Source organism: Streptomyces sp. NPDC001606 (assembly GCF_053596835.1).
Genome location: NZ_JBSFHC010000002.1, coordinates 590,399 through 613,125, shown reverse-complemented (window position 1 = coordinate 613,125; position 22,727 = coordinate 590,399). Strand labels below are relative to the sequence as shown.

The following is a 22,727-nucleotide window of genomic DNA, read 5'->3' as shown; positions in this document are numbered from 1 at the left end:
AAGCTACAGCTGCACTCTGCTCCTCCGTGAGGACACCTTCGGGCGAGGTTTCATCAGTTGGAAGACTCGATCCCTGCGGGAGGGTCCCAAACCCGTGCGGAGAGGTTCGACTAGCCGTGTAGCCGTTTTCTAGGAGCTTGACACGCAATTTCCGAACTTTTGCGTACAGGTGACCAGAAGGCTGCCCAAGGCCTTTATCGTACCTGTGAAAAACTCCCAAAAGTTGAATCAGTTCACGATCGTTGAGTAGATCGGCGGTAGACAACGACCCCTCAACATCTGAGATCGAAGGTTGCCTAACCGGGCGCCGTGAACCAGCATTGGCAGCGTATGTCGCCGGGCTTTTAATCTGGACCACGAGAGCGGCAACGTTACGGAGAATCCGTACCACGGCTTCAGGTTCTGTATCGAGAAGATACAGAACCATGCGCTCGACCGTACTACTAGCGCTTGGTTTTAGGGGGATCTTTGCGCCCGCCATTGAAGCGGCGAGCAGGTCATCCTCCGTATATATCGCCGGCGGGATATCTTCCGAAGGAGGGTTTACGACACGCGGGCGACGCCGAATTCCCCTGTTGACAAGGGTGTCGATTTGAGAAGCGAACCGGTAGATCAGGTCGCCTAACCCATTAATCAGATCTACTAGTCGAGAGATCAAGCTGTCGACGCTCACGACGAACCCCCCGTTCACCAGCACTTGCGTAGAAGGTACTCGCAACCCGGCGGGCTTGAAAGAGGCACACAGCGAGACGGGCCCGCGGCCAAGGCTTCGGCGTAGTCGCTGGACCCCCGTTTTGTGATCACGCAAGGCCGAGGAGTGCGAGGGGTCGGCGGGCGTCCCGTGCGTTGCAACGGAGGCCAGCTGCGATGTTCATGACGCGGCTTTGAGGTTGACGCGCATCCTTGTCAGGTCGATCACACAGCGTCTGGGGCGTCGGTCAACCCGCTGCACACCTTGCCCCGATGTCCGCTGCCATCCGTGGCCGACCGACGCCGTTCGTCCCTGTAGGTGTCAGGCGTTGATGTCAGCCCCAACCGGCGACCTTGACAAAGGCACGCTCTCTACTCCTCGCCCTCTCGGTCGCCGCGCCGACGGCGCCAAGCTTCGACCCTCCGCCCAAATTCGAGCAGCGCTGAGGCAAGGGTGACTAGTTGGACGACGGTCTGGAGAAGATCCACAAGGGCTCCTGAGGTGATCCTCCGAGAGCCTGGGCCTCTTCCGGGAGAAGCATGCACAGGCTCCCGGAACTGACGGTCCGGGGCTGTGCGCTTCAGCCCGAGCCAGCAACCCACTGCTGGCAACTACCTCGGGTCCCAGCCGGTGCAGGTGCTTGCACCTTCAGCGCTCCTGGCCACTGGGCCAGACGCTTAGCTGGTTAGCTTGTCGGCTTCGGGTGGAACTGTCACCCGGCGCGCGATCAGGCTACCACCGGCAGAAGTGACCGCCGGCATCTTTGTGCCGCACCGGCGGCTCCCATTGCTACAACCCAAACCCACCACCTCCCCAGCTTCCATCCCGTCCGCCGTCGACCCACACACCGTGGAGCGGGCGGGGTCCATGGCGTCCAGGTGGAGCGCGCCACTGTACGAACGACCTGGACGCCATGGGCCGCGTCTGCTCGGCTTCGCCTGGGTCGACGGTGGACGGGATGGGAGCTCCCCACTCACGCCATCCACGGACCCGCAGTCGGCGACGGTGCCCCCTCCATCCCGGTGCCGGCCGATCCCCCGCCGGAGGCATGGTTTTGACCTCAGCTATGCCGTCTCACCCTTACCCCGGCCTGGTCTTCGCCCCTTTGTGGGCGCGGACGGGCGACGGCGCGCGGCCCCGGTGACGAAGGCAAGGAGGGGCGGCGCGCCGGCGACCGGCCGGCGCCGCCGCGCTGTGCGCGGCACCTCCGATCTGTGATCGGACTGCTTGCAGCTGAGGAGGCCGGGAGCAACGGCGAGCGAAGCGAGCCCTTGAACCAGTAGAGAAAGTTTGAATCATGCCGTGGCTGGCCCGTGGTGTAGAACCCTGGGCATGGGGAGTGAACGGCAGCAGCGGATGAAGGCGTTGGGAGCGCGTCTTCGTGTGCTGCGGGGTGAGGCCGGACTGACGGGTGCTGTGCTGGCTGAGCGTGCCAACGTGGGGCAGCCGACGGTGTCCAAGGTTGAGACCGGGCGGATGGTGCCGAGCCGGGATGTGCTCGACCGGATCGTGCTGGCGCTCGGCCTCGATGAAGTCACCGCTCGTGAGGTGCATGACCTCTTCGTTGCGGTGCTCGCCGCCGACCGCTCGTCCGCTGTCGAAGTGGGTGCGGCAGTCGATGAGGAGGTGCGGTCCGCTCGGCTGGTGCGTTCGTTCCAGTGCGTGGTCCTGCCGGCCATGCTCCAGACTGCGGAGTACGCCCGGCACGTCTTCAGCAGCGTCCCCAACTCGACCTCCGATGCGATCGGTCGAGCTGTCGCTGCCCGGGTGGACCGGCAGAGCGTGCTCTACGAACCGGACCGGGAGTCGGTGTTCGTCCTCACGGAAGCCGTGTTGCGGACCTGGCCCGGAAGCCCGGCGCTGATGCTGGCACAGCTCGACCGGCTCCTGGCCGTCGAAAGTCTGAGCACGGTCTGGCTCGGCGTCATCCCCTGGCAGCGGCCGGTCCCCGTCCTCCCGCGCCACGGCTTCACCTTGTGCGACCAGCGGGCGGTGGTCGTGGAGACCTTCGACAGTGAGCGGATGTCCGACGACCCCGCCGAACTGGCCGCCTACGAGGCGACGTTCGCCCGCTTCGAGTCAGCTGCCGTCTTCGGCGCCGAGGTGCGGGACCTGCTGATGCAGGTGATGAAGGAGTTCCGGGACTTGGGCGACAGCCTCACCCCTTAGAGGAATAATTCCTAAAGATGCCTAGCCTCTTGGCTTCTCTGGCAATACTCTCGCCGCTGTGCTGTCTAGCCCCCTAGACATAGATCGGGAGCGTTCCATGCAGACCAAGTGGTGCCGTGCCTTCCGAGGTCTTGCCGAGGAGGTGGCTCATGCCCGTCACTTCGTCGCGTCCCTCCTCCACGAGCAGGGCTCGGCCGAGGACGCCGTCCTGGTGGTCAGTGAGCTGGCCACCAATGCCGTACGACACACAAGGAGCGGAGCGGCCGGCGGCTGCTTCTACGTGATCGTCGGCTTCAGGAGCGACCTCATCCGCATCGAGGTCGTGGACCAGGGCGGCGAAGGCGAACCGCACCTGTGCGATGCGGCCGAGCAGGAAGAAGGCGGCCGTGGTCTGCTGCTGATCGCGGGCTGCGCGAAGAACTGGGGTGTGAAGCAGTGGCCGGACGGTCGTTCCGTCTGGGCCGAGCTGGTGCGGGAGGGTGCGTGACCCCGTCGGCACCGGCGGCTGCTTGCGGCACGCCGACGAGTGGGCGGTGACAGGTGAGCCCTCGGGGTGTGCCAGGAAGGCTGTCCCAGTTCTACGTGATCGGCGTTCGTACGGGGCAGCGCCTGCCGCCCATTCCGTCTAGGGCCCTAGACTCCTGGTTACCAGGAGGTGAGGGCATGTCGGACGAGCTACAGCGGATCGCGGCGATCGAGGATCCGTACCGGCTCCTGCGCGAGGTCACGACCAGGTTGGCGGACGCGCAGCAGGAGGTGACCGAGCTTGCTCGCCTTCGCCGACGCGTGGTGCAGGACCTGCATGCGCAAGGGTTGTCGTACGCGCAGATCGCCGCGAAGGCCGGCCTGAGCCGCGGGCGCATCCACCAGATCCGCCACACCGGCCCGGCGCCCGAGGGCGCCTTCCTCGGTCGGGGTGCCGTCACCGTCGCCACCCCGTTGCGGCGGGACGACGAGCGCGGGCGGACGGTCGTTGCCGTGGACGACGTTAGCTCCGGCAAGCGGCTGGAGGACCTGGCACGGTCGTACGGCCTCGACGTCACCTCAGAGCACGTCCCGGTGACCGGCGAGATCGACCTCAACCGCGACGGCCTGGTCGTCGTCTGCGGTCCGCGCATGTCGCAGGCGATGTGGGACACGTACGCGCAGGACCCGGTCCTGCACTGGGAGCGCGCGGAAGACGGGCCCTGGACCGTGGCGGATCGGCGGACTGGCACCGTCTATCGCTCCGGACAGGACAGCGACCCGGCCCGGCCGTACGACGTCGGATACCTCGGCAGGCTGTCCCGCCCGGACGGCAACGGCTCGCTCCTCGCAATCGCCGGCATCCACACACAAGGCTCGCTCGGCGTCGTGCATCTGCTCGCCAACGACCTGAATGCCCTCTGGGGCCAGGTCGGCGACCGCCGGTTCTCCACGCTCGTGGGTGTCGCGTACGACCCGGAGACCAGCGAACCGCAGTCCGCCGAACTCCTCTGCCCCCTCTACCGGCACGACGAGGAGTCGGCGGCGTGAGGGTAAGCCTCGCCACGCTGCCTGCTCATCCCGACTGCGAGAACGAGGACTTCGCGGCCGTCGCTGCTCCCGGCGCCGCCGTGCTCCTCGACGGTGCCGGCGTCGGTGGCGCCGAGACCGGGTGCACACACGGGGTCGCCTGGTTCTCCGGAACACTGGGCGCCCTGCTGCTGCGCAGCATCACCACGCACCCCGCCCGGCCGCTGGCCGACTGCCTCGCCGACTCGATCAACCTCGTCCGGTCCCTGCACGAAGACAGCTGCGACCTCGCGTATCGGGCCAGTCCGACCAGTACGGTCGTCGCCGTACGGGCCGAGGGCGGTGGGGGAGACCTGGAGTACCTGGTCCTCGGGGACTCCTCGCTGCTCCTGGCGGACAAGGGCGGCGGTACGACCGTCGTCACCGACCGGCGCCTGGACGAGGTCGGCAATCGGCTGCGCGGGCCGGTCGACGCGCTTCCCACCGGCTCCCCGGAGCACTCCGCCGCGCTCGCCGCGTACCGGGACGCCCTGACGGGGCTTCGTAACCGGCCGGGCGGGTTCTGGATCGCGGGGCCCGATCCGCAGGCGGCCGAACACGCCGTGACGGGGACGGTGCCGCTGCATTCGCTCGCCTCCGTGACGCTGCTGAGCGATGGGGCAACGCGCATGGTCGACCGCTTCCAACTCGCTGACTGGGACGAGGCGTTGGCTGTCCTTCGTGCCTCGGGGCCCGAGGAACTGGTCCGGCGGGTGCGTGAAGCCGAGGCCGGTGACCCCGACGGTCGGCGGTGGCCGCGCGGGAAGGCGCAGGACGACGCCACCGTCCTTCACTGGACGCTGCCTTAGCGTCTCCGCGCGGCGGTCGGCCATCTCGTATACCCCCCTAGACAGTTGATGGGGCGTCGGCTACTTTACTGTCGACCCCCCTAGACAGTTGGGGCGGTCGCCTCCCTGTGCTGTCTAGGGGGGTATCCAGTCTCCGAGCGCCGCTGATCGCCGAACGGCACTCGCCAACTCTGTGAGGTACCGAAATGCGAGTCATCCCCGTCGACACCTCGGCCGCAACGCTTCTCGTCACCAAGCTGCCCGAGGTCAAGGTGAAGGACCGGCAGACCGGTGAGATCGCCGTGGACCCCGTGACCAACCAGCGGCTGATGACGCTGGAGTTGGTGTTCATCGCGGCTGGCGGCTCGGACATGATCAAGGTCACCGTCCCGGAACAGGGCATCGGTGAGGGGCTGGTCATGGGCGCCCCGGTCATCATGTCGGGCCTGGTGGCCCGTCCCTGGGAGAACGAGTTCGGCGGGCGCACCCGTCACGGCATCGCCTACCGGGCCGACGCCGTCATGGTCAACGCGCCGGTCGCGGCGCAGGGTTGATCGCCATGACCGAAGTCGTCCGCGTGATGCTGCCGGTCCTGCTGACCGTGGTCGTGCTGCTGGTGGTGCGCCGTCGTGTACCGGTGGTCTTCTGGTGGCTCATCGGGTATCCGGCGGTCGCGCTGCGGGTGCTCGTCTCGTACCGGGCGACGATGGACGCGTGCGGCCTGACGGTGCCGGCCTCGGCCATCCGCCGGGCCACCGCCCGCATGGTCGGTCGGCAGGCGGCCCCCGTACCTCCTCGGCGCACCTTTCCGCTGCCGACCGGGTCCGGTCTCGTGATGCGGCTGCGAATGGCGGCCGGGCAGGCGCCCGAGGACTTCGCCGCCTCGGCCGATCGGCTTCGGCACGCCTGGGGAGCCCACGCCGTCTACGTCCGTCCCATGAAGCCGGGGTGGCTCGAACTGCGGCTGGTCGGCTGGGACGTGCTCGCCGACGTACGGCCCTCCCGGCGCCGCTTCGACGCCGGTCTACTTCGTCTGCGGTTGGCGCTGCGGGAGGACGGCAAGTGGCACGTCCGGGACTTCCGCGCCATGCCGCACGAGCTGATCCTCGGTGCGACGCAGTCCGGCAAGTCCGTATACCTGCGCAATCTGCTCTGCGGCCTGGCCCGGCAACCGGTCGTCCTCGTTGGCATCGACTGCAAGTGGGGCGTCGAACTGGCGCCCTTCGCACCCCGGTTGTCCGCGCTCGCCGACACCCCGGACCGGGCCAACGAACTCCTCGACGTGTTGCTGAAGGAGATGGAGGAGCGGTTCCGGCTCATCGGGTGCAGCGGGCTCCCCGGCCCGGACGCCGTCCTCACCTCGGACGTGTGGGGGCTGCCGGAGGCAGTGCGGCCGGTGCCGGTCGTGGTCGTCGTGGACGAGGTCGCGGAACTCTTCCTCGCGGCCAACAAGGACGACGAGAAGCGGCGGGACGCCATGGTCACCAAGCTCGTGCGCCTCGCCCAGCTCGGTCGCGCGGCCGGCATCTACCTGGAGGTGTGCGGACAGCGCTTCGGCGCCGAACTCGGTAAGGGCGCCACCATGCTGCGCGCTCAGCTGTCCGGCCGCGTCTGCCACCGGGTCAACGACGAAGCCTCGGCCAACATGGCGCTGGCCGACATCTCCCCTGAGGCGGCGCTGGCTGCCACGTCCATTGCGGCCGAGCGGCCCGGCATCGCGGTCGTCGGTGACACCACCGGCGGCTGGTGCCGCGTCCGCTCGCCCCATCTCACCCTCGTCGAGGCGGCGGCCGTCTGCCGCGACACCTCCGCCCTGGTCCCGGATCTGCCCCGGCTCGACGCCTTCCGGCCGATCCTCGCCGGACCCTCCGTCGAACTGTCCTCCGCGACCGCTGCTCACCAGCTGGCCGAGTAGCCGATCCCCCTTCTTTCCCGGTCGGCGCGGGCGTCCCGCGCCACGTCCCTACCCCTCCCATGCCCGAAACAGGAAGGAACCGGAGCCGATGCGTGCCCACCTGGTCCGCGTGGACGCCGTGATCGTCCAGGCCGTCATCGCGGGGGCCCTTTCCTTCTCCCACCTGCACGACCTAGCTGAGGCGGCCGGACAGGGCGGCTGGAAGGCGTGGGCCTACCCCGTCAGCGTCGACCTGCTCCTGGTCGCTGCCTGGCGTCGGCTGCGGCAGGTGGAGGGAGGTGGACAGGCGGCGAGGAGTCCGCGGCTGTGGTTCCTCGTTGCCCTGACCGCTTCCCTTGGCGCCAACGTCGCCACCGCCGGGCTCCTCGACCTCGACCACGTCCCGGCCGCGCTCCGCGTGGTCGTCGCGGGCTGGCCGGCCATCGCGTTCTTCGGCGGCACCCTCCTTGCCCATGCGCCGCGCAACCAGGAAACGCCCACGGCGGTCCCGGCCGAGCCGTACGAGGAACAGCTCGTCGTCTCCGCCCCCGAGCCGGACTGGGCGCCCGCCACATCCGCCCACCCTGTCCCGGAACCGGAGACTCCCGAGGTCTCGGTGCCCGCTCCCGTCGCCGCGCTCCCGCCCGCCCTCATCGACCGCGTCCGCGCCCTGGCCGACGAACACCGCTCGACCACCGGCCGCCCCGCCGACCCCGACGCCGTACGCGCCCGGCTCGGCCTGCCCCCGTCCATGACCGCCGCCGTCGCGGCCCACCTCTGAGAGAGGAGCACCACCGTGCCTCGCAATTTCCGCAACGTCCGCCGCATCGGCCCCGTGAACGTCGCCTCGTACATCGACCGGGGCAAGCACCGGCACCTGGCCGCCTGCACCGCGCCCCGCTGCGACTTCTCCGCCGAGTACGACTCCCGCGCCGCCGCCGAGCTGGCCGCCCGGACCCACCGCTGCTCCGCCTGACAGGAGTCCACCGCATGCAGGTCCCTCTCTGGTTCGCCCTTCTCTGCGTCGGGGTCCTGGGCGTCAAGCTCATCCGCCCGCCCGGGTGGCTCGTCGCCGTACTGCTCCTCGGCGGCTACCTCCTCGCGCACAGCCTGCTCGCCCCCGCCATCAACTCCCTGGTCAAGTAACCCGCGAAAGGGGAACGCCCATGCTCCGGCCGAAGATCCCGACCATGCCTCAGCCGACCGGCCTGATCACCCCGCCCGCCGTCGTGGAGCCGAGCACCATCACCCCGGCCGCCCCGCCGGCCCCCGTCGTCCCGGCACAGTCCCGCCCGGCGGTCCAGCTCACCCCCTCCACCGCCCTCACCCTCGTCGGCGGCGGCACCGCCGTGGTCCTGGTCGTCGGCGCCGTCCTCGTCTCGATGCTCCTGGCGGTCGCCGTCACCGCCGTCTCGGTCGCCGTGTGCGCCGTCGTCGTCCGCTCCCTGCTGACCCGCCGCTGATCCCGCGCCCAGCCCTACCCGCCCGGCCACCCCATGCTGTCTAGCCCCCTCGACAGGTAGGCGCCGGGCGGGCGGCCCCCACCCGATTCCGTGAGGAGGAAGCCGCACATGCCCCACCCGGCTCCGCTCGGGGCCATCCGCCATCTCGCCACGCTCACCAGATACGGCGACCTCGGCGCCTACGCCCGGCAGATCCAGCGCCTCGGCGGCTGCGAGCGGCCCGTACGAATGGAAGGCCACCGGCTGGACGTCCACGCCGCCACCGGCGAGATCGTCCGGGAGATCACCGACCGCGACCTTCCCGCCGGGCAGCTCCTCATCCGCTGCAACAACCGCCGGGCCAGCCGCTGCGCCGCCTGCGCAGAGGTCTACCGCAAGGACACCTTCCACCTCGTCACAGCCGGCCTGAGCGGAGGCAAGGGCATCGGCCCGACCGTCGCCCGGCACCCCCGGGTCTTCGCCACCTTCACCGCCCCGTCCTTCGGCCCGGTCCACAACCGCCCCGCCGCCGGGCGCTGCCGCTGCGGACGCTCCCACCCCCAGGAAGACCCCGCCCTCGGCACCCCGCTCGACCCGGAGCGCTACGACTACCGCGCGGCCGTCCTCTGGAACGCCCACGCCGGGGCTCTCTGGGGGCGCTTCACCACCTACCTGCGCCAACAGCTCGCCGCCCGCGCGGGCATCACCCGCTCCGCGCTGCGCGACTGCCTCAAGGTCTCGTACGCCAAAGTGGCCGAGTACCAGCGGCGCGGCGCCGTCCACTTCCACGCCGTCATCCGCCTCGACGGCCCGGACGGCGCCGAGTCCGCTCCGCCTGCCTGGGCCACCACCGAACTCCTCACCGATGCGATCCGCTCCGCGGCCCGCCTTGCCGAGACACCGGGCCCGGTCCTCGACGGCCGGGAGTACGCCTTCCGCTTCGGCACGCAGCTCGACGTCCGCCCCATCCGCTCGGCCGACTTCGCGGGTAGCTCCGAGCTGTCCAGCCGGGCCGTGGCCGCGTACATCGCCAAGTACGCCACCAAGGGCGCCGAGACCGCCGGCACCCTGGATCGTCCTGTCCGTAACCCGGTCACGGACCTGATCGGCTCCGGCGTCACCGACCACGCCCGGCGGCTGATCCTCACCTGCTGGCACCTGGGCGCGCTCCCCGAACTCGAACCCCTCCGCCTGCGCAAGTGGGCCCACATGCTCGGCTTCCGGGGCCACTTCTCCACAAAGTCCCGCGCCTACTCCGTCACGCTCGGCGCCCTCCGCCAAGAGCGCGCCGACCACAACGAAGCCCTCGTCCGCGCCCGAGCGGCCGAAGCGGGCCACCCGCTGCCCGACCCGGACACCGTCCTGGTCATCTCCCACTGGCGCTTCGCCGGCACTGGCCTCACCGATGCCGAAGCCTGGCTCGCGCCCTCCCGCGAACCCGCGCCCAGCACGGAAGGAGACACCACGCATGGCTGATCGACGCCGCGTCTCGGTGGAAGTGGTCGCCGCACCGCGCGTCCTGCCCACGCGGTTCCTGACCCCTGACGACCTGGTGGAGATGTTCGAGCTGCCCAGCGTCGAGACGGTCTACCAGTGGCGCCGTAAGCGCACCGGTCCGCGCGGATTCCGGGTCGGCCGGTATCTCCGCTTCGACCCGGACGACGTACGCGCCTGGGTGGAGTCGCAGATCGAGGGGGCCGCTGCCTGATGGCTGGACACATCCAAGATCGCTGGTACAAGACGGAGGTCGGGCAGGACGGCAAGCCCCGCAAGGTCAGGGCCGAGCGCTACGGTACGGGCATGCGCTACCGCGCCCGCTACGTGGGCCCGGACGGCACCGAGAAGTCCAAGAGCTTCCCCGACCGTCAGAAGCGGCTGGCCGAGCATTGGCTCTCCCAGGTCGAGGCGGACATGGCGCGTGGGCAATACATCGATCCGCAGGCCGGGCGACTCACTGTTCGACAGCATGCCGAACGGTGGTTGGCATCGCTCACCATGGACCCCGGCACCTTCGTGGGCACCGAGCAGCGCATTCGCCTGCACGTCCTGCCGTATCTGGGCAGCCGCACGCTGGGGTCGCTGCGGCCCACGCACATCCGAGAGTGGCTGCGAAAGCTGCACGACGGTGGAGTGGCGCCCTCCTATCAGCGGGTGATCTTCGCCAACCTCTCCACCATGCTGACAGCGGCCGTGGACGATCGTCTGATCCCCGAAAACCCCTGCCGGTCATCGTCCGTACGCGCCCCGAAGCTCGACCCTCGTCGGATCGTTCCCTGGCCGCGCGAGCGTGTTCTCGCGGTCCGCTCGGCGCTGTCCGAGCAGTACCAGCCCATGGTGGACCTCGCTGGTGGATGCGGCCTACGCCAGGGCGAAGTCCTGGGCCTGGCGGTGGAAGACATGGACTTCATCGAGGGCGTGATCCACGTAGTGCGGCAGGTCAAGCTCATCCGCAATAGGCCAGTGTTCGCGCCGCCCAAAGGGGGCAAGGAACGGACGGTCCCGCTGCCCGAGAGCGTTGCTCGTTCGATCGAGGAGCACATCAGCCAGCACCCGCCGGCCCCCGTGACACTGCCTTGGCGCGCTGTCGACGGGCCGCCAGTGACTTCCTTCTTGATCTTCCACCGGGACCAGGGCCGTCCCCTCAACCGCAACGACTTCAACCGCGGGGCCTGGCGCCCAGCCCTCGAAGCAGCGGGCGTTCCTCTCGGCCGGGCGAACGGAATGCACGCCCTCAGGCACTTCTACGCCTCCGTCCTCCTCGACGCCGGCGAAAGCATCAAGGCCCTGTCCGAGTACCTGGGCCACCACGATCCGGGCTTCACGCTCCGGACGTACACGCACCTGATGCCCAGCAGCGAGAAGCGGACCCGCGAGGCCGTGAACCGGGTCTTCGCCGACGGCCCGGACACCGATGACGGCCCCACGACGGCCCACAAGGAGGGTGCATAGGGGAAAGTGGCAGGTCACAGGGCACGCCGCCTGACTTGCCGGTCTACTGATCACCGGTTCCGCCGGCCAGCGGGACTGACGAAGCCCACGGCTCTGAGCTGCTCAGATGCCGTGGGCTTCCGGCAGTGTGGGTGTCTAGGAGGTGGGACGGCTGTCGGCTTCGGCCTGGGCGATGGCTTCGGCCTCGCTGTCGGCCAGGGCGAGTGCGACACCGAACGCCTGGGCTATGTGGCCTGCGGCCGACATGACGCGTGCTGTCCCGACGACGGGAGCGATGGCGACGAGCAGGTCCTGGAGCTGTTCGACCGTGAACTCGGCCTTGATCGCGGGGTTGATGTGGGCCAGGTAGGAGATCGCTGGTGCGTCCATGGCCACGAGTGCGGCGATGCGGGACAGGATCAGCGTGCGCTCGTCCATGTGGCAGTGCTCGATGGAGTCGATCGTCATGGCGGCGATCGTGTCGAGTACCGGAGTTTCAGGTGCAGCAGCCATGGTTGGCCCGCCTTCTTGCGATGTAGGGAGTTGAGTTGCCACCCGTTCAAGCGGGACCCCCCTGCGCAGCAGCCGGATGCAACTCAAGCGTAGGCACGCTCAGATGGCCGCGCACGTCGAGCCGGACTGCCGGATGTCATGAGCAGACCGTGCCGTCCTTCGGGACGGTTCCGTGCAGCAGATAGGCGTTCACCGTCGAGTCGACGCAGTCGTTGCCGTTGCCGTAGGCGCCGTGTCCCTCGCCCTTCCAGGTCAGCTCGACGCCGACCCCCTTGCCCAGCCCGTCGGCCATCCGGCGCGCGCCCTCGTAGGGGGTTGCCGGGTCGCCCGTGTTGCCGACCACCAGGACGGGGGCCGCGCCCGGTGCGCTCACCTCGGGGTGCTCGAACTGGCCCGGTACCGGCCAGTCGTGGCACCAGCCGGCCGTGTCCCAGCCCAGGAAGTCCCCGAACACCGGGGAGATCCGCTCGAACCGGGCGAGCCGCTTCCTCGTCTCGGCGGGCGTCGGCCGCTGCCGTTCGTCCAGGCACGATATGACCCGCTGGGAATGGGACACCGTGCCGTAGTGGCCCGTCGCATCCCGCTCGTTGTAGTCGTCCGCGAGGGCCAGCAGCTGCGAACCGTCGCCCCGCTCCGCCGCGTCCAGGGCGTGGGTCAGCCTCGGCCAGCTGGACTGGCTGTACAGCGGCAGCACGATCCCGGTGACCGCGAGCGTCTGGGTGAGCTTCCGCCCGGAGGACGTGGGCAGCGGCTCGGCGTCGAGCCGCTTCAGCAGGCCGGCGATCTTCTGCGAGCCCTGAGCGGGGTTTTGGCCGGTGGACTTCAGATAGTCGTCCAGCGCCCGCTGGAAGCCGCGGGCCTGGTTCTCGGCCTGCCCCACCGTGTCCGCCGTGGGGTCCACCACCGCGTCCAGGACCAGTCGCCCCACGTGGGCCGGGAACAGGTGGGCGTAGACGCCGCCGAGTTCGGTGCCGTAGGAGATGCCGACGTAGTGCATCCGGGTGTCGCCGAGGACCTGGCGCATCAGGTCCATGTCGCGGGCGGTGTCCGTGGTGGACACATGGGACAGCAGCCGGCCGGCGGCCTTCTGGCAGCCCTTGCCGAAGTCGGCGGCGTCCGCCAGATACGCCTTCTCCTCGGCCGGGGTGTCCGGTGTGGCGTCCACGTCCTCGGCGGCCTCGAGCTGCCGGTCGCTGCGGCAGCGCACGCCCTCGCTCCCGCCGACCCCGCGCGGATCCCAGCTCACCAGGTCGTAGTGCTCGCGCAGGGCCGCGGCGGTGGCCGCGTAGTACGGCAGCGTCGACACGCCCGAGCCGCCGGGGCCGCCGAAGTTGAACAGCAGCGAGCCGATGCGGTCGCCGCCGGTCGCCCGCGCGCGGATCAGGGCGAGCCCGATCGTCGTACCGCCCGGCCGGGACCAGTCGAGCGGCGCCTTGAGGGTCGCGCACTGCCAGTCGGCGCTCGGCGCGGGCGAGCCATCGGTGCCCTCGCAGCCGTGCCAGTCGAGGTGCTGGGAGGTCAGGGAGGCCGGCAGGGCCGCCGAGGTGTGCGCCTGGGACGGGGGAGGCGCCGAGCCCGTGCCCGTGCCCTCGCCCCTGTTCTTCCCCTCGTCCGACGCGCCACCGCCGCAGCCGGCCACCAGCAATGCGGCGGCCACGGCGGCCGCCCACCGCGAGACTCGCACCATGCGCACCCCCCTGACAGGCCCTGCGCGTCGTGCCGCGCCGGGCGTTCAGGCCATGGTAGGCGCCCCGGGCCAGCCCGTGCGGGCCTGTGGATAACTCGCTGACCTGCTCGTTTACGGAGGTTCTTGGGTCGGTCGCGTCCGGACTCGGGCGTGGTGCGCAGGGCGTCAGGAGCAGACCGTGCCGGGCTTGGGCTCCGTGCCGTCGAGCAGGTAGCCGTTCACCGCGCTCTGCACGCACTTGTTCTTGCTGTCGTACGCGCCGTGCCCCTGGCCCTTGTACGTCAGCTCGACGGCGACGCCCTTGCCGAGCGCGTCCACCATCTTCTTCGCGCCCTCGTACGGCGTGGCCGGGTCGCCGGTGTTGCCGACGACGAGGATGGGCGCCGACCCGGACGCGCTGACATCGGGATGGTCGGCCGCGCCCGGCACCGGCCAGTCGGTGCAGCTGATCATGGACCAGGCCAGGTAGTCGCCGAACAGCGGGGAGGCGGCGCGGAACTCGGGCAGCTTCCGCTGGACGTCGTCGGCGGTGTACCGCGGCTTCTCGTCGGCGCAGTTGATGGCGATGTTCGCCGCGGTGATGTTGCTGTACTCGCCGTTCTCGCTGCGGCCGTTCATCGAGTCCGACAGCAGCATGAGCACCTTGCCGTCGCCCTCGTACGCCTGCTCCAGGCCTTCGGTGAGGTACTCCCAGAAGTCCTTGGAGTACAGCGACTGCGCGATGCCGTTGGTGGCGGCGGTCTGGGTGAGCTGGCGCGGGAAGATCCCCGGGATCGGCTTCTTCTCCAGGTCGTTCAGCAGTTTCGCGATGCGGTCCTTGACGTCCTGGGCGGTGTTCCCGATCGGGCATTCCGTGCTCTTCGAGGTGCAGTCCGCGGCGAAGTTGTCGAGCGCGAGCTGGAACCCCTCGGCCTGCCCGAGCGCGCTCTGCTCCGGGTTCTGGGTGGGGTCGACGACGGCGTCGAGGACGGCGCGGCCGACGTTCTTCGGGAACAGGTGGGCGTAGACCCCGCCGAGTTCGGTGCCGTAGGAGATGCCGAAGTAGTGGAGTTTGGCGTCGCCGAGAACCTGGCGCATCAGGTCCATGTCGCGGGCCGCGTCCGTGGTGCGCACGTACGGCAGGACGCGCTGGGAGTTCTTCTTGCAGGCTGCATTGAACTGCTTGGTGCGATCCAGGAGTTGGGTGCGCTCGGCGCTGTCGTCGGGGGTCGCGTCCTGCTGGAAGTAGACGTCCAGCTGGGAGTCGCTCTCGCACTTCACCGGTGCGCTGCGGCCGACCCCGCGCGGGTCGAAGCTGACCAGGTCGTAACGGGTGCGCAGGGCGGCGTAGTCGGTGCCGAACGCGGGCAGTGTGCTGACCCCGCTGCCGCCCGGGCCGCCGAAGTTGAACACGAGCGAGCCGATCCTCCTGTTCGCCGGACCGCTCGCCCTGGCACGGATGAGGGCGATGCCGATGGTGTCGCCCTTGGGCTTGCTCCAGTCCAGGGGCGCCTGCATGGTGGCGCACTGCCAGGTGCCGCCGTTCGGCAGCGGTGACGGGGCGCTGCCGCCGCCCTCCGCCTCGGAGGGCGCGGGGCAGTCCTTCCAGTCCAGCTTCTGCGCCGTGAGATCCCCGTCCTTCTTGCCGTCACCGCATCCGGCCAGCAGAGCGCAGAGCAGCACGGCTGCGGTGGTCAGGACGGTGGCGCGGCAGCGGGAGGGGTTCGCCATGCTCCCATCCTGGGGGCGCGCACGCCGGGGCGCTCGGGGCGCGGGCCGTACGAGGTACGCCGTGGGCCCGCGCCGGGACCGCTACAGGGCTCCCTTGCGGCTCAGGTGATTGAAGGCCAGCCAGCCCGGCAGCACCGGGAGCCACAGGGTCAGCAGCCGGTACAGCAGCACGGCCGGGGCGGCGACCTCCTTGGGCAGGCCGACGGCGATCAGACCGACCGTGAGGGTCGCCTCCACCGCGCCCACGCCGCCCGGGGTGGGCGCCGCGGACCCCAGCGCGTTGCCGGCGAGGAAGACCACCGCGACGCTGGCGATGCTCAGCGAGGTCGAGCCGTCGCCGAACGCCCGGATGGAGGCGTCCAGGCACATCACGAAGCAGAAGGTCAGCAGCAGGATGCCGCCGATGCCGGTGATGAGCTTCTGCGGCCGCTGGAGCACGTCGAGCATGCGGGGCACCACGCCCGCGAACAGCGACCTCACGCGCGTGACGACGAATTTCCGCAGGAACGGCACCGAGGTCACCACGAGCACCAGCACCGCGACCGTGAGCAGACCCGCGATGACCGTCCGGGACGGCGACAGGGACGGCGTCTTCTCGGTGCCGGTGAGATAGCCGAAGGACAGCAGCATCAGGATGTGGCAGCCGAGCCCGGCCAGCTGTGACGCGCCCACGCTCGCCACCGCGAGCCCCGGCCGGACCCCCGCGCGCTGGAGGTACCGCGTGTTGAGGGCCACACCGCCCACCGCGGCCGGTGCCACGATCTTCACGAACGAGCCGGCGACCTGGGCCGCCGCCGCGCGCAGGAACGGCACCCGCTCGGGCACGAACCCGAGCAGCTGCATCGCCGCCGCGACATAGCTGAGCGCCGAGAACAGCACGGCCGCCACGACCCAGCCCCACTGCGCGTGGGCGACCAGCGGACCGAACTCGATGTGCGTGAGCTGCGTCAGCAGGAAGTACGCGCCGATGGCACCGGCGATGAAACTGATCAGGGTGCGCGGCCGCACCCGCTCCAGCCGGGCCGGCTCCACCGGTGCCTGCGGCCTGATCCGCAGTACCTCGTGGCGGATCTGGGTGAGCAGATCCTCCTCGCGCGCTTCCTCGATGGCTTCGTCGATGGCCCGCTTCTCGGCCCGCGCCTCGGCGCGTACGGCCTTCTTGTCGGCCTTCCTGCCGGCCTTGGCGGAGACGCCCGCGCCGTCGTCCTGCGCTGCTTCCTCCAGCCGGGCCTGCTTGGCCTGCCGGGAGGCCTCCAGGACCGCCTCACGCTCGCGCTGGGCCCGCTCCCGGGCCAGTCTGCGCAGCGTCGCGCGCGTGGAGCGGGTCAGCGCGATCGGCTGGAGCAGCGGCAGACAGTCGGCGACCGCGTCCGGCCCGAGCACCCGGACCGCCGAGGCCACCGCCCGCTCGGCACCCACGCGCAGTCCGAGCGTGGTGAGCAGCTGGGCCACGTCCATGCGCAGCAGCAGATCGCCGGCCGCGATCTCGCCGCCGCGCAGCTCCGTGAGGATCACCGTGCCGGAACGATCCACCAGAACCGCGTCACCGGCCAGCCTGCGGTGCGCGATGCGCCGGGACTGCAACGCCCGCACCTGCTGCCAGGTGTTCCGCAGCAGCTCGTCGGTGATCTCCTCGTCGGCCAGCGAGTCCAGGGTGCGCCCGCCGGTGTGCTCGTAGACGAGCATCACCGCGTCGGGGCCCAGCTCGGAGGTGGCGATCAGCTTGGGGGCGTTGGCGCCTGCCGCGATCGCCGCGTACGCCAGCAGCGCCTCCTGCTCCAGGGCCTGACGCAGGGATTGCAGGCTGGAGCGGGTGGCGAAGCCGCGCAGGGTCAGATTGCGCCAGGCCCGGTAGAAGAAGCCCTGCGCCTGCTGCTCCCGGTCGACCACCGTGACGTCCAGCGGCGGACCGTCCTCCAGGGTGACGAAGTAGCGCCGGCCGCGGTCGCCGTTCTCCGTCTCGGAGGTCTCCTCGCGGGCCGCGCTGAGCGGGCGGAAACCGACGTGCCTGAGGCCCGCCATCAGGGTCTGCCCGGTGGGACGCACATTGGGCGAGCCGACCGCGTACAGGGTGCCGTAGGCGATGGTCCAGCCGATCAGCACCGTCAGGATGATCGAGAACGGTGTCGTGTAGCCGGTGACCAGCATCGAGAACGCGTCGAGCAGCAGCACGATCCACAGCACCGCGCGCCAGCGGGGTCTGCGGGACATGCCGACGGCCGTCATATAGGCGATGACGGGCGCCAGATAGCCGTGCACCGGGTCGGTGAGCGCGTGCAGGTCGCCCGGCGCGGGCTGGGTCAGCGCCTCCTGGATCGAGTCCGGGGCGGCCCGGGCGACCCACAGGTCGGTGGCCAGGGTCACACCGTGGGCGAGGACGGCCGCCAGGACGCCGTCGGCAATGCGCAGCCCGTCGCGTTTGATCAGCCGCTCGATCGCGAAGGCGACCGGGACCAGCAGGATCGCGATGCTGGACGCCAGCCCGGCGAATCTGATCAGCAGGTCGGGGGCCTGGCCGGTGCCCTTGTTGATGTCCTGTTCGAGGCCCGAGGTGGTGCCGTGCGCGAATCCGGCGATCGCCAGCACCACGACGATGGCGAGCACGCCGACCAGGAGCCGCATCAGGTCGGAGGGGCGGTGCACGCGCGCGGGGAGCAGAGGTTCGTCGCCCTCCACCGCCTCGGCGTGCGCGTCGTCGCCGGCGTCGGTGCCCCGGTCGGGCGGCGGATCCTGGGGGATGTGCTCCCCCTCGGCCGCGGGGTCGTCGCCACGCGCGCGCGTGGCGTCGTCCGTGGGTCTGCTGGTGTCGGCCCCGTGCGCCTCCTGGGCGTCATCGCCCGCGGGGGCGGGGCCGGGGCGCGCGGCGGCGCCAGGGGTGCCCGCCGCGCCTTCGGGGTGCACACCCTGCTGATTCATGGTCTCTTCTTGGTCTCGTATCACCGGTCACCGCCCGCACGATGGTGGCATGCCCCGCCGACACGCGCGGGCATCAGGGTGCGGATGCGCGGGCGCACAGTCTGCCGGAAGCGCAGCCGTGGAGCGAGTGGGCCGCGCTGTCGGAGGGGTGCGGCAGGATGGGCCGAATGAGCGAGCAGAACCCCGCCGGGGACACCCCGGAGGCACACGGCGACGCGCTGCCGGAGTACGCGGAGCGGGTCCTCCAGGTCGCCGAGCTGATCCCGCCCGGCCGGGTGATGACCTACGGGGACGTCGCCGAGTGGCTCGAGGAGGGAGGTCCCCGCCAGGTCGGCCGGGTGATGTCCCTCTACGGCGGCGCGGTGCCGTGGTGGCGGGTCGTACGGGCCGACGGCGTGCTGCTGCCCGGGCACGAGCTGCGGGCGCTCGCCCACTACCGCGCGGAGGGCACGCCGCTGAAGCAGGCGGGCCGGGCCGCGGAGGGTCATCTGCCGCGGCTCGACATGCGGCGCGCCCGCTGGGACGGCGGCGCAGGTGCTGAGGCTCACACCTGACAGCTTCCGCCATCGGCGGCCGCCGGGGACGAGCCGTGGTCCGAACGGGTGACGGCGGGGACACCCGGGGCATGACGTACGTTCGATAGGTACGGGACTCGCGTGACGCGGGCGCCGCGAGGGAAGAAACGGAAGTCCTCCTTCCGTCCTGAGGTGCGGCGTAGCGTCGGCTGCGCGTGTCCCCTTCACCCCGCGGCCGCCGCCTCGCGCGCGTGACCGCCCGCCCGCCAGCACAACCACCAGGACCGGCCGACCACGTGAGCTCCTCTTCCTCCACCAGGCACCAGCCGCACCCCCAGGTGCGGCCGGGGAGCCGTGGCGCTTACCGACTGGTTCGTACCCCGCCGGACCGCGTGGACTCCCCTCGCCTGGACGCGGCCCAGCAGGCCGTGGTCGACCACGGCGCGGGCCCGCTGCTCGTCCTTGCGGGCCCCGGCACCGGCAAGACCACCACCCTGGTCGAGTCCGTCGCCGGACGCATCGCGCGGGGCGCCGACCCCGAGCGGATCCTGGTCCTCACCTTCAGCCGCAAGGCCGCCGTCGACCTGCGCGACCGCATGGCCCTGCGCATCGGGGCCGCCCGCGCGCCCCGGGCGACCACCTTCCACTCGTACGCCTACGCCCTGCTCCGCGCCCACCAGGACAGCGGCCTGTTCGCCGAGCCGCTGCGTCTGCTCTCCGGCCCCGAGCAGGACGTCACCGTCCGTGAGCTGCTCGCCGGCCAGCCCGAGCTCGAGCGGCTCGGCCTGAACCATGTGCGCTGGCCGGACGAGCTGCGCGCCTGCCTCACCACACGCGGGTTCGCCGACGAGGTCCGCGCGGTGCTCGCCCGCACCCGTGAGCTGGGGCTCGCGCCCGCCGCGCTGGACGCCTTCGCCCGCCGTACCGGCCGCCCCGACTGGCGGGCGGCCGCGGCGTTCCTCGCCGAGTACCTCGACGTGCTCGACCTCCAGGGCGTGATCGACTACGCGGAACTCGTCCACCGCGCGGTGCTGCTCGCCCGGCGCCCCGAGGTCGCCGCCCGGCTCGCCGGCCAGTACGACGCCGTGTACGTGGACGAGTACCAGGACACGGACCCCGCCCAGGTGCGGCTCCTGCACGCGCTGGCCGGCGGCGGCCGCACCCTGGTGGCCTTCGGCGATCCCGACCAGTCGATCTACACCTTCCGGGGTGCCGACGTGAACGGCATCCTCGACTTCCCCGCGGCCTTCCCGCGCCCGGACGGACGTCCCGCGCCCGTGCAGGTGCTGCGCACCTCGCGGCGCTCCGGTGCCGCCCTGCTGGCCGCGACCCGGCTGATCACCCAGCGCATGCCGCTGCCCAGGCTGCCCGCCGACACGGTCCGCACCCACCGCGAGCCGACGGCCGTACGGGACGGCGGCCGCGTCGAGGTCTACACGTACCCGACGCTCGGTACGGAGATGGACAACATCGCGGACATCCTGCGCCGGGCGCACCTGGAGGACGGCGTCCCCTGGCGCGAGATGGCCGTCCTGGTACGGGCCGGCTCCCGCAGCCTGCCCACCCTCCGCCGCGCCCTCACCGCGGCCGGTGTCCCCCTGGACATCGACGGCGACGATCTCCCGCTGCGCCACGAACCGGCCGTGGCCCCCCTGCTGACAGCCCTCCGCGCGGTCGCCACCGCGGAAGCGCGACGCCAGGAAGGCACGCGGCCGACGATCTCGGCGACCGACACGGAGACGGCATCCGGCGGGGCGGGCTCCGATGGGGCGGGCTCCGGTGAGGTGGCTCCCGGCGCGGCAACCTCGCCCGGCGAAGCCGCGGACCAGGCTGACGGAGCAACCTCGTCCAGCGAAGCCTCCGACCAGGCTGACGGAGCACCCTCCGCCGACGGTGCCGGCACCTCCGCCCCCGGCGACTGCTGGCTGGACACCGAGACCGCGCTCACCCTGCTCGCCTCGCCCCTCGCCGGTATGGACGCCGCCGATCTGCGTCGTCTCGGGCGGGCTCTGCGCGAGGAGGAGCGGGCCGCCGGGAACCCGCTGCCGCCGCCGTCCGACGAGCTGCTCACGCGGGCGCTCGCGGAGCCCGAGCGCCTGGCGGTGCACGACCCGGCCTACGCGCGCGGTGCGCAGCGCCTCGGCGCGCTGCTGCGCACCGCACGGGAACGCCTCGCGGCCGGTGGCACGGCCGAGGAGGCGCTGTGGGACCTCTGGGACGGCACACCCTGGCCCGGGCGGCTGGAGCGGGCCGCCCGGCGCGGCGGCGCGGCGGGCCGCAACGCCGACCGCGACCTGGACGCCGTCTGCGCGCTGTTCGCCACCGCCGCGCGCGCGGAGGAGCGCACCGGAGGCCGGGGCGCCCTGAACTTCCTGGAGGAGATCGAGGCCGAGGACATCGCGGCCGACACCCTCACCCGCCGCGTGGTGCGGCCCGAAGCCGTCCGCCTGATGACCGCGCACCGCGCCAAGGGCCTGGAGTGGCGGCTGGTCGTCGTGGCCGGCGTCCAGGAGGGGCTCTGGCCCGACCTGCGCCGGCGCGGCTCGCTGCTGGAGGCCGACCGGATCGGCCGGGACGGACTCGCCGAACCGCTGACCCCGGGCGCGCTGCTCGCCGAGGAACGCCGCCTGTTCTACGTCGCCGCCACGCGTGCGCGTGAACGGCTCGTCGTCACCGCCGTGAAGGCACCGGCCGACGACGGCGACCAGCCCTCCCGGTTCCTGACCGAACTCGGCGTCGAGCCGAAGGACGTCACCGGCCGTCCGCGCCGTCCGTTGTCGGTCGCCGCACTCGTCGCCGAGCTGCGCGCGACCACGGTCGATCCGCGCGTGTCCGCCACGCTGCGCGAGGCGGCCGCCCGCCGACTGGCCCGGCTGGCCGCGCTCGCCGACGAGGACGGCCGCCCGCTGGTGCCGTCCGCGCACCCCTACCGCTGGTGGGGGATGTTCGAGCCCACCGAGAGCAGGGTGCCGCTGCGCCGCCCCGACGAGCCCGTCGTCCTCTCCGGCAGCGCGCTCGACCAGCTCGCCAACACCTGCGCGCTGCAATGGTTCCTCGGCCGCGAGGTCAAGGCGGACGCGCCCGCGACGACCGCGCAGGGCTTCGGCAACGTCGTCCACGTCCTCGCCGACGAGGTCGCCTCCGGCCGTACCCCGGCCGACCTCGACGTGCTCATGGAGCGCCTCGACTCGGTGTGGAACGCCCTCGCCTTCGACGCGCCCTGGAAGTCCCGGCAGGAGAAGGACAACGCGCGCGTGGCGCTCGAGCGCTTCCTGAACTGGCATGTCCTGGACCGTGCCGGGCGCACCCCGGTGGCCAGCGAGCACGACTTCGACGTCACCCTCGAAGCGGGCGGCTACCAGGTCCGCATCCGGGGCCAGATGGACCGCGTGGAGACCGACGGCGACGGCCGGGCCTATGTGGTCGACTTCAAGACCGGCAAGCAGGCGCCCAGCGCCGCCGAGGTGGCCCGCCACCCCCAGCTGGCCGTCTACCAGCTCGCCGTCCGCGAGGGCGCCGTCGACACCGCCTTCGCCGGCGCCCGTCCCGATCCGGGCGGCGCCGAACTGGTCCACCTCAGACAGGGCGCCGCCAAGCGCGACGGCGGCGAGACACTGCCCAGGACGCAGGCGCAGGAGCCGCTGTCGGGGGAGTGGGTCGGCGACCTGCTGGCCACCGCCGCCGGGAAGGTCCTGGACGAGCGGTTCACCCCCAGCACCGGCCAGCACTGCACCCACTGCGCCTTCCGCGCCTCGTGCAGCGCCCGGCCCGAGGGCCGGCACGTGGTCGAGTGACCCGACACCGGGAGTGACGCATGGCCGCCGGGGGCGGGACGCACGGCCGCGGGGGGAGTGACGCACGGCCGCGGGGGGAGTGACGCACGGCACGACCGCCGCTGACCTGCGTCTTCTCCGCCCGGACCGGTGGATGTGTGCTCGGCT

General features: G+C 71.3%; 19 protein-coding genes. 15 read left to right on the top strand and 4 right to left on the bottom strand.

The window, feature by feature from the left end; translation table 11 throughout:
* Positions 1-2,023 precede the first annotated feature (2,023 nt).
* The 13 genes from ACWCV9_RS07140 (at position 2,024) to ACWCV9_RS07080 (ending at position 11,466) form a co-directional block, all read left to right on the top strand.
* Entirely contained in the window at positions 2,024-2,860 is an 837-nt protein-coding gene (locus ACWCV9_RS07140; RefSeq protein ID WP_450784711.1) for a helix-turn-helix domain-containing protein, read from the top strand.
* A gap of 97 nt (positions 2,861-2,957) precedes the next feature.
* Complete coding sequence (locus ACWCV9_RS07135) at positions 2,958-3,347, top strand: ATP-binding protein (RefSeq protein ID WP_450784643.1); 390 nt, start codon at positions 2,958-2,960, stop codon at positions 3,345-3,347.
* 176 nt (positions 3,348-3,523) lie between these two features.
* Positions 3,524-4,375 (top strand): sigma-70 family RNA polymerase sigma factor, encoded by an 852-nt coding sequence (locus tag ACWCV9_RS07130; protein WP_450784642.1) that lies wholly within the window; start codon positions 3,524-3,526, stop codon positions 4,373-4,375.
* On the top strand, positions 4,372-5,202 hold the full coding sequence (locus ACWCV9_RS07125; protein ID WP_450784641.1) for an integrase: 831 nt from the start codon (positions 4,372-4,374) through the stop codon (positions 5,200-5,202). The genes ACWCV9_RS07130 and ACWCV9_RS07125 overlap by 4 nt, the downstream gene beginning before the upstream one ends.
* 185 nt (positions 5,203-5,387) lie before the next feature.
* On the top strand, positions 5,388-5,735 hold the full coding sequence (locus tag ACWCV9_RS07120; RefSeq protein ID WP_385840003.1) for an SCO3933 family regulatory protein: 348 nt from the start codon (positions 5,388-5,390) through the stop codon (positions 5,733-5,735).
* Between the two features lie 5 nt (positions 5,736-5,740).
* Entirely contained in the window at positions 5,741-7,096 is a 1,356-nt protein-coding gene (locus ACWCV9_RS07115; RefSeq protein WP_450784640.1) for an FtsK/SpoIIIE domain-containing protein, read from the top strand.
* Between the two features lie 88 nt (positions 7,097-7,184).
* The gene (locus ACWCV9_RS07110) at positions 7,185-7,856 is read left to right on the top strand and encodes a DUF2637 domain-containing protein (RefSeq protein ID WP_450784639.1); all 672 of its coding nucleotides are present in this window, start codon (positions 7,185-7,187) and stop codon (positions 7,854-7,856) included.
* Between the two features lie 15 nt (positions 7,857-7,871).
* Positions 7,872-8,051, top strand: coding sequence for a mobile element transfer protein (locus tag ACWCV9_RS07105; protein WP_450784638.1), 180 nt, complete (start codon positions 7,872-7,874; stop codon positions 8,049-8,051).
* A 14-nt stretch (positions 8,052-8,065) separates the two neighbouring features.
* Entirely contained in the window at positions 8,066-8,221 is a 156-nt protein-coding gene (locus ACWCV9_RS07100) for a hypothetical protein (RefSeq protein WP_385839997.1), read from the top strand.
* 20 nt (positions 8,222-8,241) lie between these two features.
* Entirely contained in the window at positions 8,242-8,538 is a 297-nt protein-coding gene (locus tag ACWCV9_RS07095) for a SpdD-like protein (protein WP_450784637.1), read from the top strand.
* 108 nt (positions 8,539-8,646) lie between these two features.
* Entirely contained in the window at positions 8,647-9,993 is a 1,347-nt protein-coding gene (locus ACWCV9_RS07090; RefSeq protein ID WP_450784636.1) for a replication initiator, read from the top strand.
* On the top strand, positions 9,986-10,225 hold the full coding sequence (locus ACWCV9_RS07085) for a helix-turn-helix transcriptional regulator (protein ID WP_450784635.1): 240 nt from the start codon (positions 9,986-9,988) through the stop codon (positions 10,223-10,225). Before ACWCV9_RS07090 ends, ACWCV9_RS07085 begins: the two co-directional genes overlap by 8 nt.
* Positions 10,225-11,466: a tyrosine-type recombinase/integrase gene (locus ACWCV9_RS07080; protein WP_450784634.1), complete on the top strand. Its 1,242-nt coding sequence runs from the start codon at positions 10,225-10,227 to the stop codon at positions 11,464-11,466. Before ACWCV9_RS07085 ends, ACWCV9_RS07080 begins: the two co-directional genes overlap by 1 nt.
* A gap of 135 nt (positions 11,467-11,601) precedes the next feature.
* Here ACWCV9_RS07080 and ACWCV9_RS07075 read toward each other — a convergent pair whose 3' ends face one another.
* The 4 genes from ACWCV9_RS07075 to ACWCV9_RS07060 all read right to left on the bottom strand — a co-directional run bounded on the left by ACWCV9_RS07075 (position 11,602) and on the right by ACWCV9_RS07060 (position 18,271).
* Positions 11,602-11,958: a carboxymuconolactone decarboxylase gene (locus tag ACWCV9_RS07075; RefSeq protein ID WP_450784633.1), complete on the bottom strand. Its 357-nt coding sequence runs from the start codon at positions 11,956-11,958 to the stop codon at positions 11,602-11,604.
* A 136-nt stretch (positions 11,959-12,094) separates the two neighbouring features.
* On the bottom strand, positions 12,095-13,645 hold the full coding sequence (locus ACWCV9_RS07070) for an alpha/beta fold hydrolase (protein WP_450784632.1): 1,551 nt from the start codon (positions 13,643-13,645) through the stop codon (positions 12,095-12,097).
* A 165-nt stretch (positions 13,646-13,810) separates the two neighbouring features.
* Positions 13,811-15,355 (bottom strand): alpha/beta hydrolase, encoded by a 1,545-nt coding sequence (locus tag ACWCV9_RS07065; RefSeq protein WP_450784631.1) that lies wholly within the window; start codon positions 15,353-15,355, stop codon positions 13,811-13,813.
* An 81-nt stretch (positions 15,356-15,436) separates the two neighbouring features.
* Positions 15,437-18,271 (bottom strand): lysylphosphatidylglycerol synthase domain-containing protein, encoded by a 2,835-nt coding sequence (locus ACWCV9_RS07060; RefSeq protein WP_450784630.1) that lies wholly within the window; start codon positions 18,269-18,271, stop codon positions 15,437-15,439.
* 167 nt (positions 18,272-18,438) lie between these two features.
* Here ACWCV9_RS07060 and ACWCV9_RS07055 point away from each other — a divergent pair, with 167 nt between their 5' ends.
* Complete coding sequence (locus ACWCV9_RS07055; RefSeq protein WP_450784629.1) at positions 18,439-18,825, top strand: MGMT family protein; 387 nt, start codon at positions 18,439-18,441, stop codon at positions 18,823-18,825.
* Positions 18,826-19,082: 257 nt separating this feature from the next.
* Positions 19,083-22,580 (top strand): ATP-dependent helicase, encoded by a 3,498-nt coding sequence (locus ACWCV9_RS07050; RefSeq protein WP_450784628.1) that lies wholly within the window; start codon positions 19,083-19,085, stop codon positions 22,578-22,580.
* The last annotated feature ends 147 nt before the right edge of the window (positions 22,581-22,727 follow it).

Coding starts and splice junctions, on each gene's coding strand:
- ACWCV9_RS07140 (WP_450784711.1), top strand. CDS start 2,024: ATGGGGAGTGAACGGCAGCAGCGGATGAAGGCGTTGGGAGCGCGTCTT.
- ACWCV9_RS07090 (WP_450784636.1), top strand. CDS start 8,647: ATGCCCCACCCGGCTCCGCTCGGGGCCATCCGCCATCTCGCCACGCTC.
- ACWCV9_RS07085 (WP_450784635.1), top strand. CDS start 9,986: ATGGCTGATCGACGCCGCGTCTCGGTGGAAGTGGTCGCCGCACCGCGC.
- ACWCV9_RS07070 (WP_450784632.1), bottom strand. CDS start 13,645: ATGGTGCGAGTCTCGCGGTGGGCGGCCGCCGTGGCCGCCGCATTGCTG.
- ACWCV9_RS07135 (WP_450784643.1), top strand. CDS start 2,958: ATGCAGACCAAGTGGTGCCGTGCCTTCCGAGGTCTTGCCGAGGAGGTG.
- ACWCV9_RS07095 (WP_450784637.1), top strand. CDS start 8,242: ATGCTCCGGCCGAAGATCCCGACCATGCCTCAGCCGACCGGCCTGATC.
- ACWCV9_RS07080 (WP_450784634.1), top strand. CDS start 10,225: ATGGCTGGACACATCCAAGATCGCTGGTACAAGACGGAGGTCGGGCAG.
- ACWCV9_RS07110 (WP_450784639.1), top strand. CDS start 7,185: ATGCGTGCCCACCTGGTCCGCGTGGACGCCGTGATCGTCCAGGCCGTC.
- ACWCV9_RS07065 (WP_450784631.1), bottom strand. CDS start 15,355: ATGGCGAACCCCTCCCGCTGCCGCGCCACCGTCCTGACCACCGCAGCC.
- ACWCV9_RS07120 (WP_385840003.1), top strand. CDS start 5,388: ATGCGAGTCATCCCCGTCGACACCTCGGCCGCAACGCTTCTCGTCACC.
- ACWCV9_RS07100 (WP_385839997.1), top strand. CDS start 8,066: ATGCAGGTCCCTCTCTGGTTCGCCCTTCTCTGCGTCGGGGTCCTGGGC.
- ACWCV9_RS07075 (WP_450784633.1), bottom strand. CDS start 11,958: ATGGCTGCTGCACCTGAAACTCCGGTACTCGACACGATCGCCGCCATG.
- ACWCV9_RS07060 (WP_450784630.1), bottom strand. CDS start 18,271: ATGAATCAGCAGGGTGTGCACCCCGAAGGCGCGGCGGGCACCCCTGGC.
- ACWCV9_RS07130 (WP_450784642.1), top strand. CDS start 3,524: ATGTCGGACGAGCTACAGCGGATCGCGGCGATCGAGGATCCGTACCGG.
- ACWCV9_RS07055 (WP_450784629.1), top strand. CDS start 18,439: ATGAGCGAGCAGAACCCCGCCGGGGACACCCCGGAGGCACACGGCGAC.
- ACWCV9_RS07115 (WP_450784640.1), top strand. CDS start 5,741: ATGACCGAAGTCGTCCGCGTGATGCTGCCGGTCCTGCTGACCGTGGTC.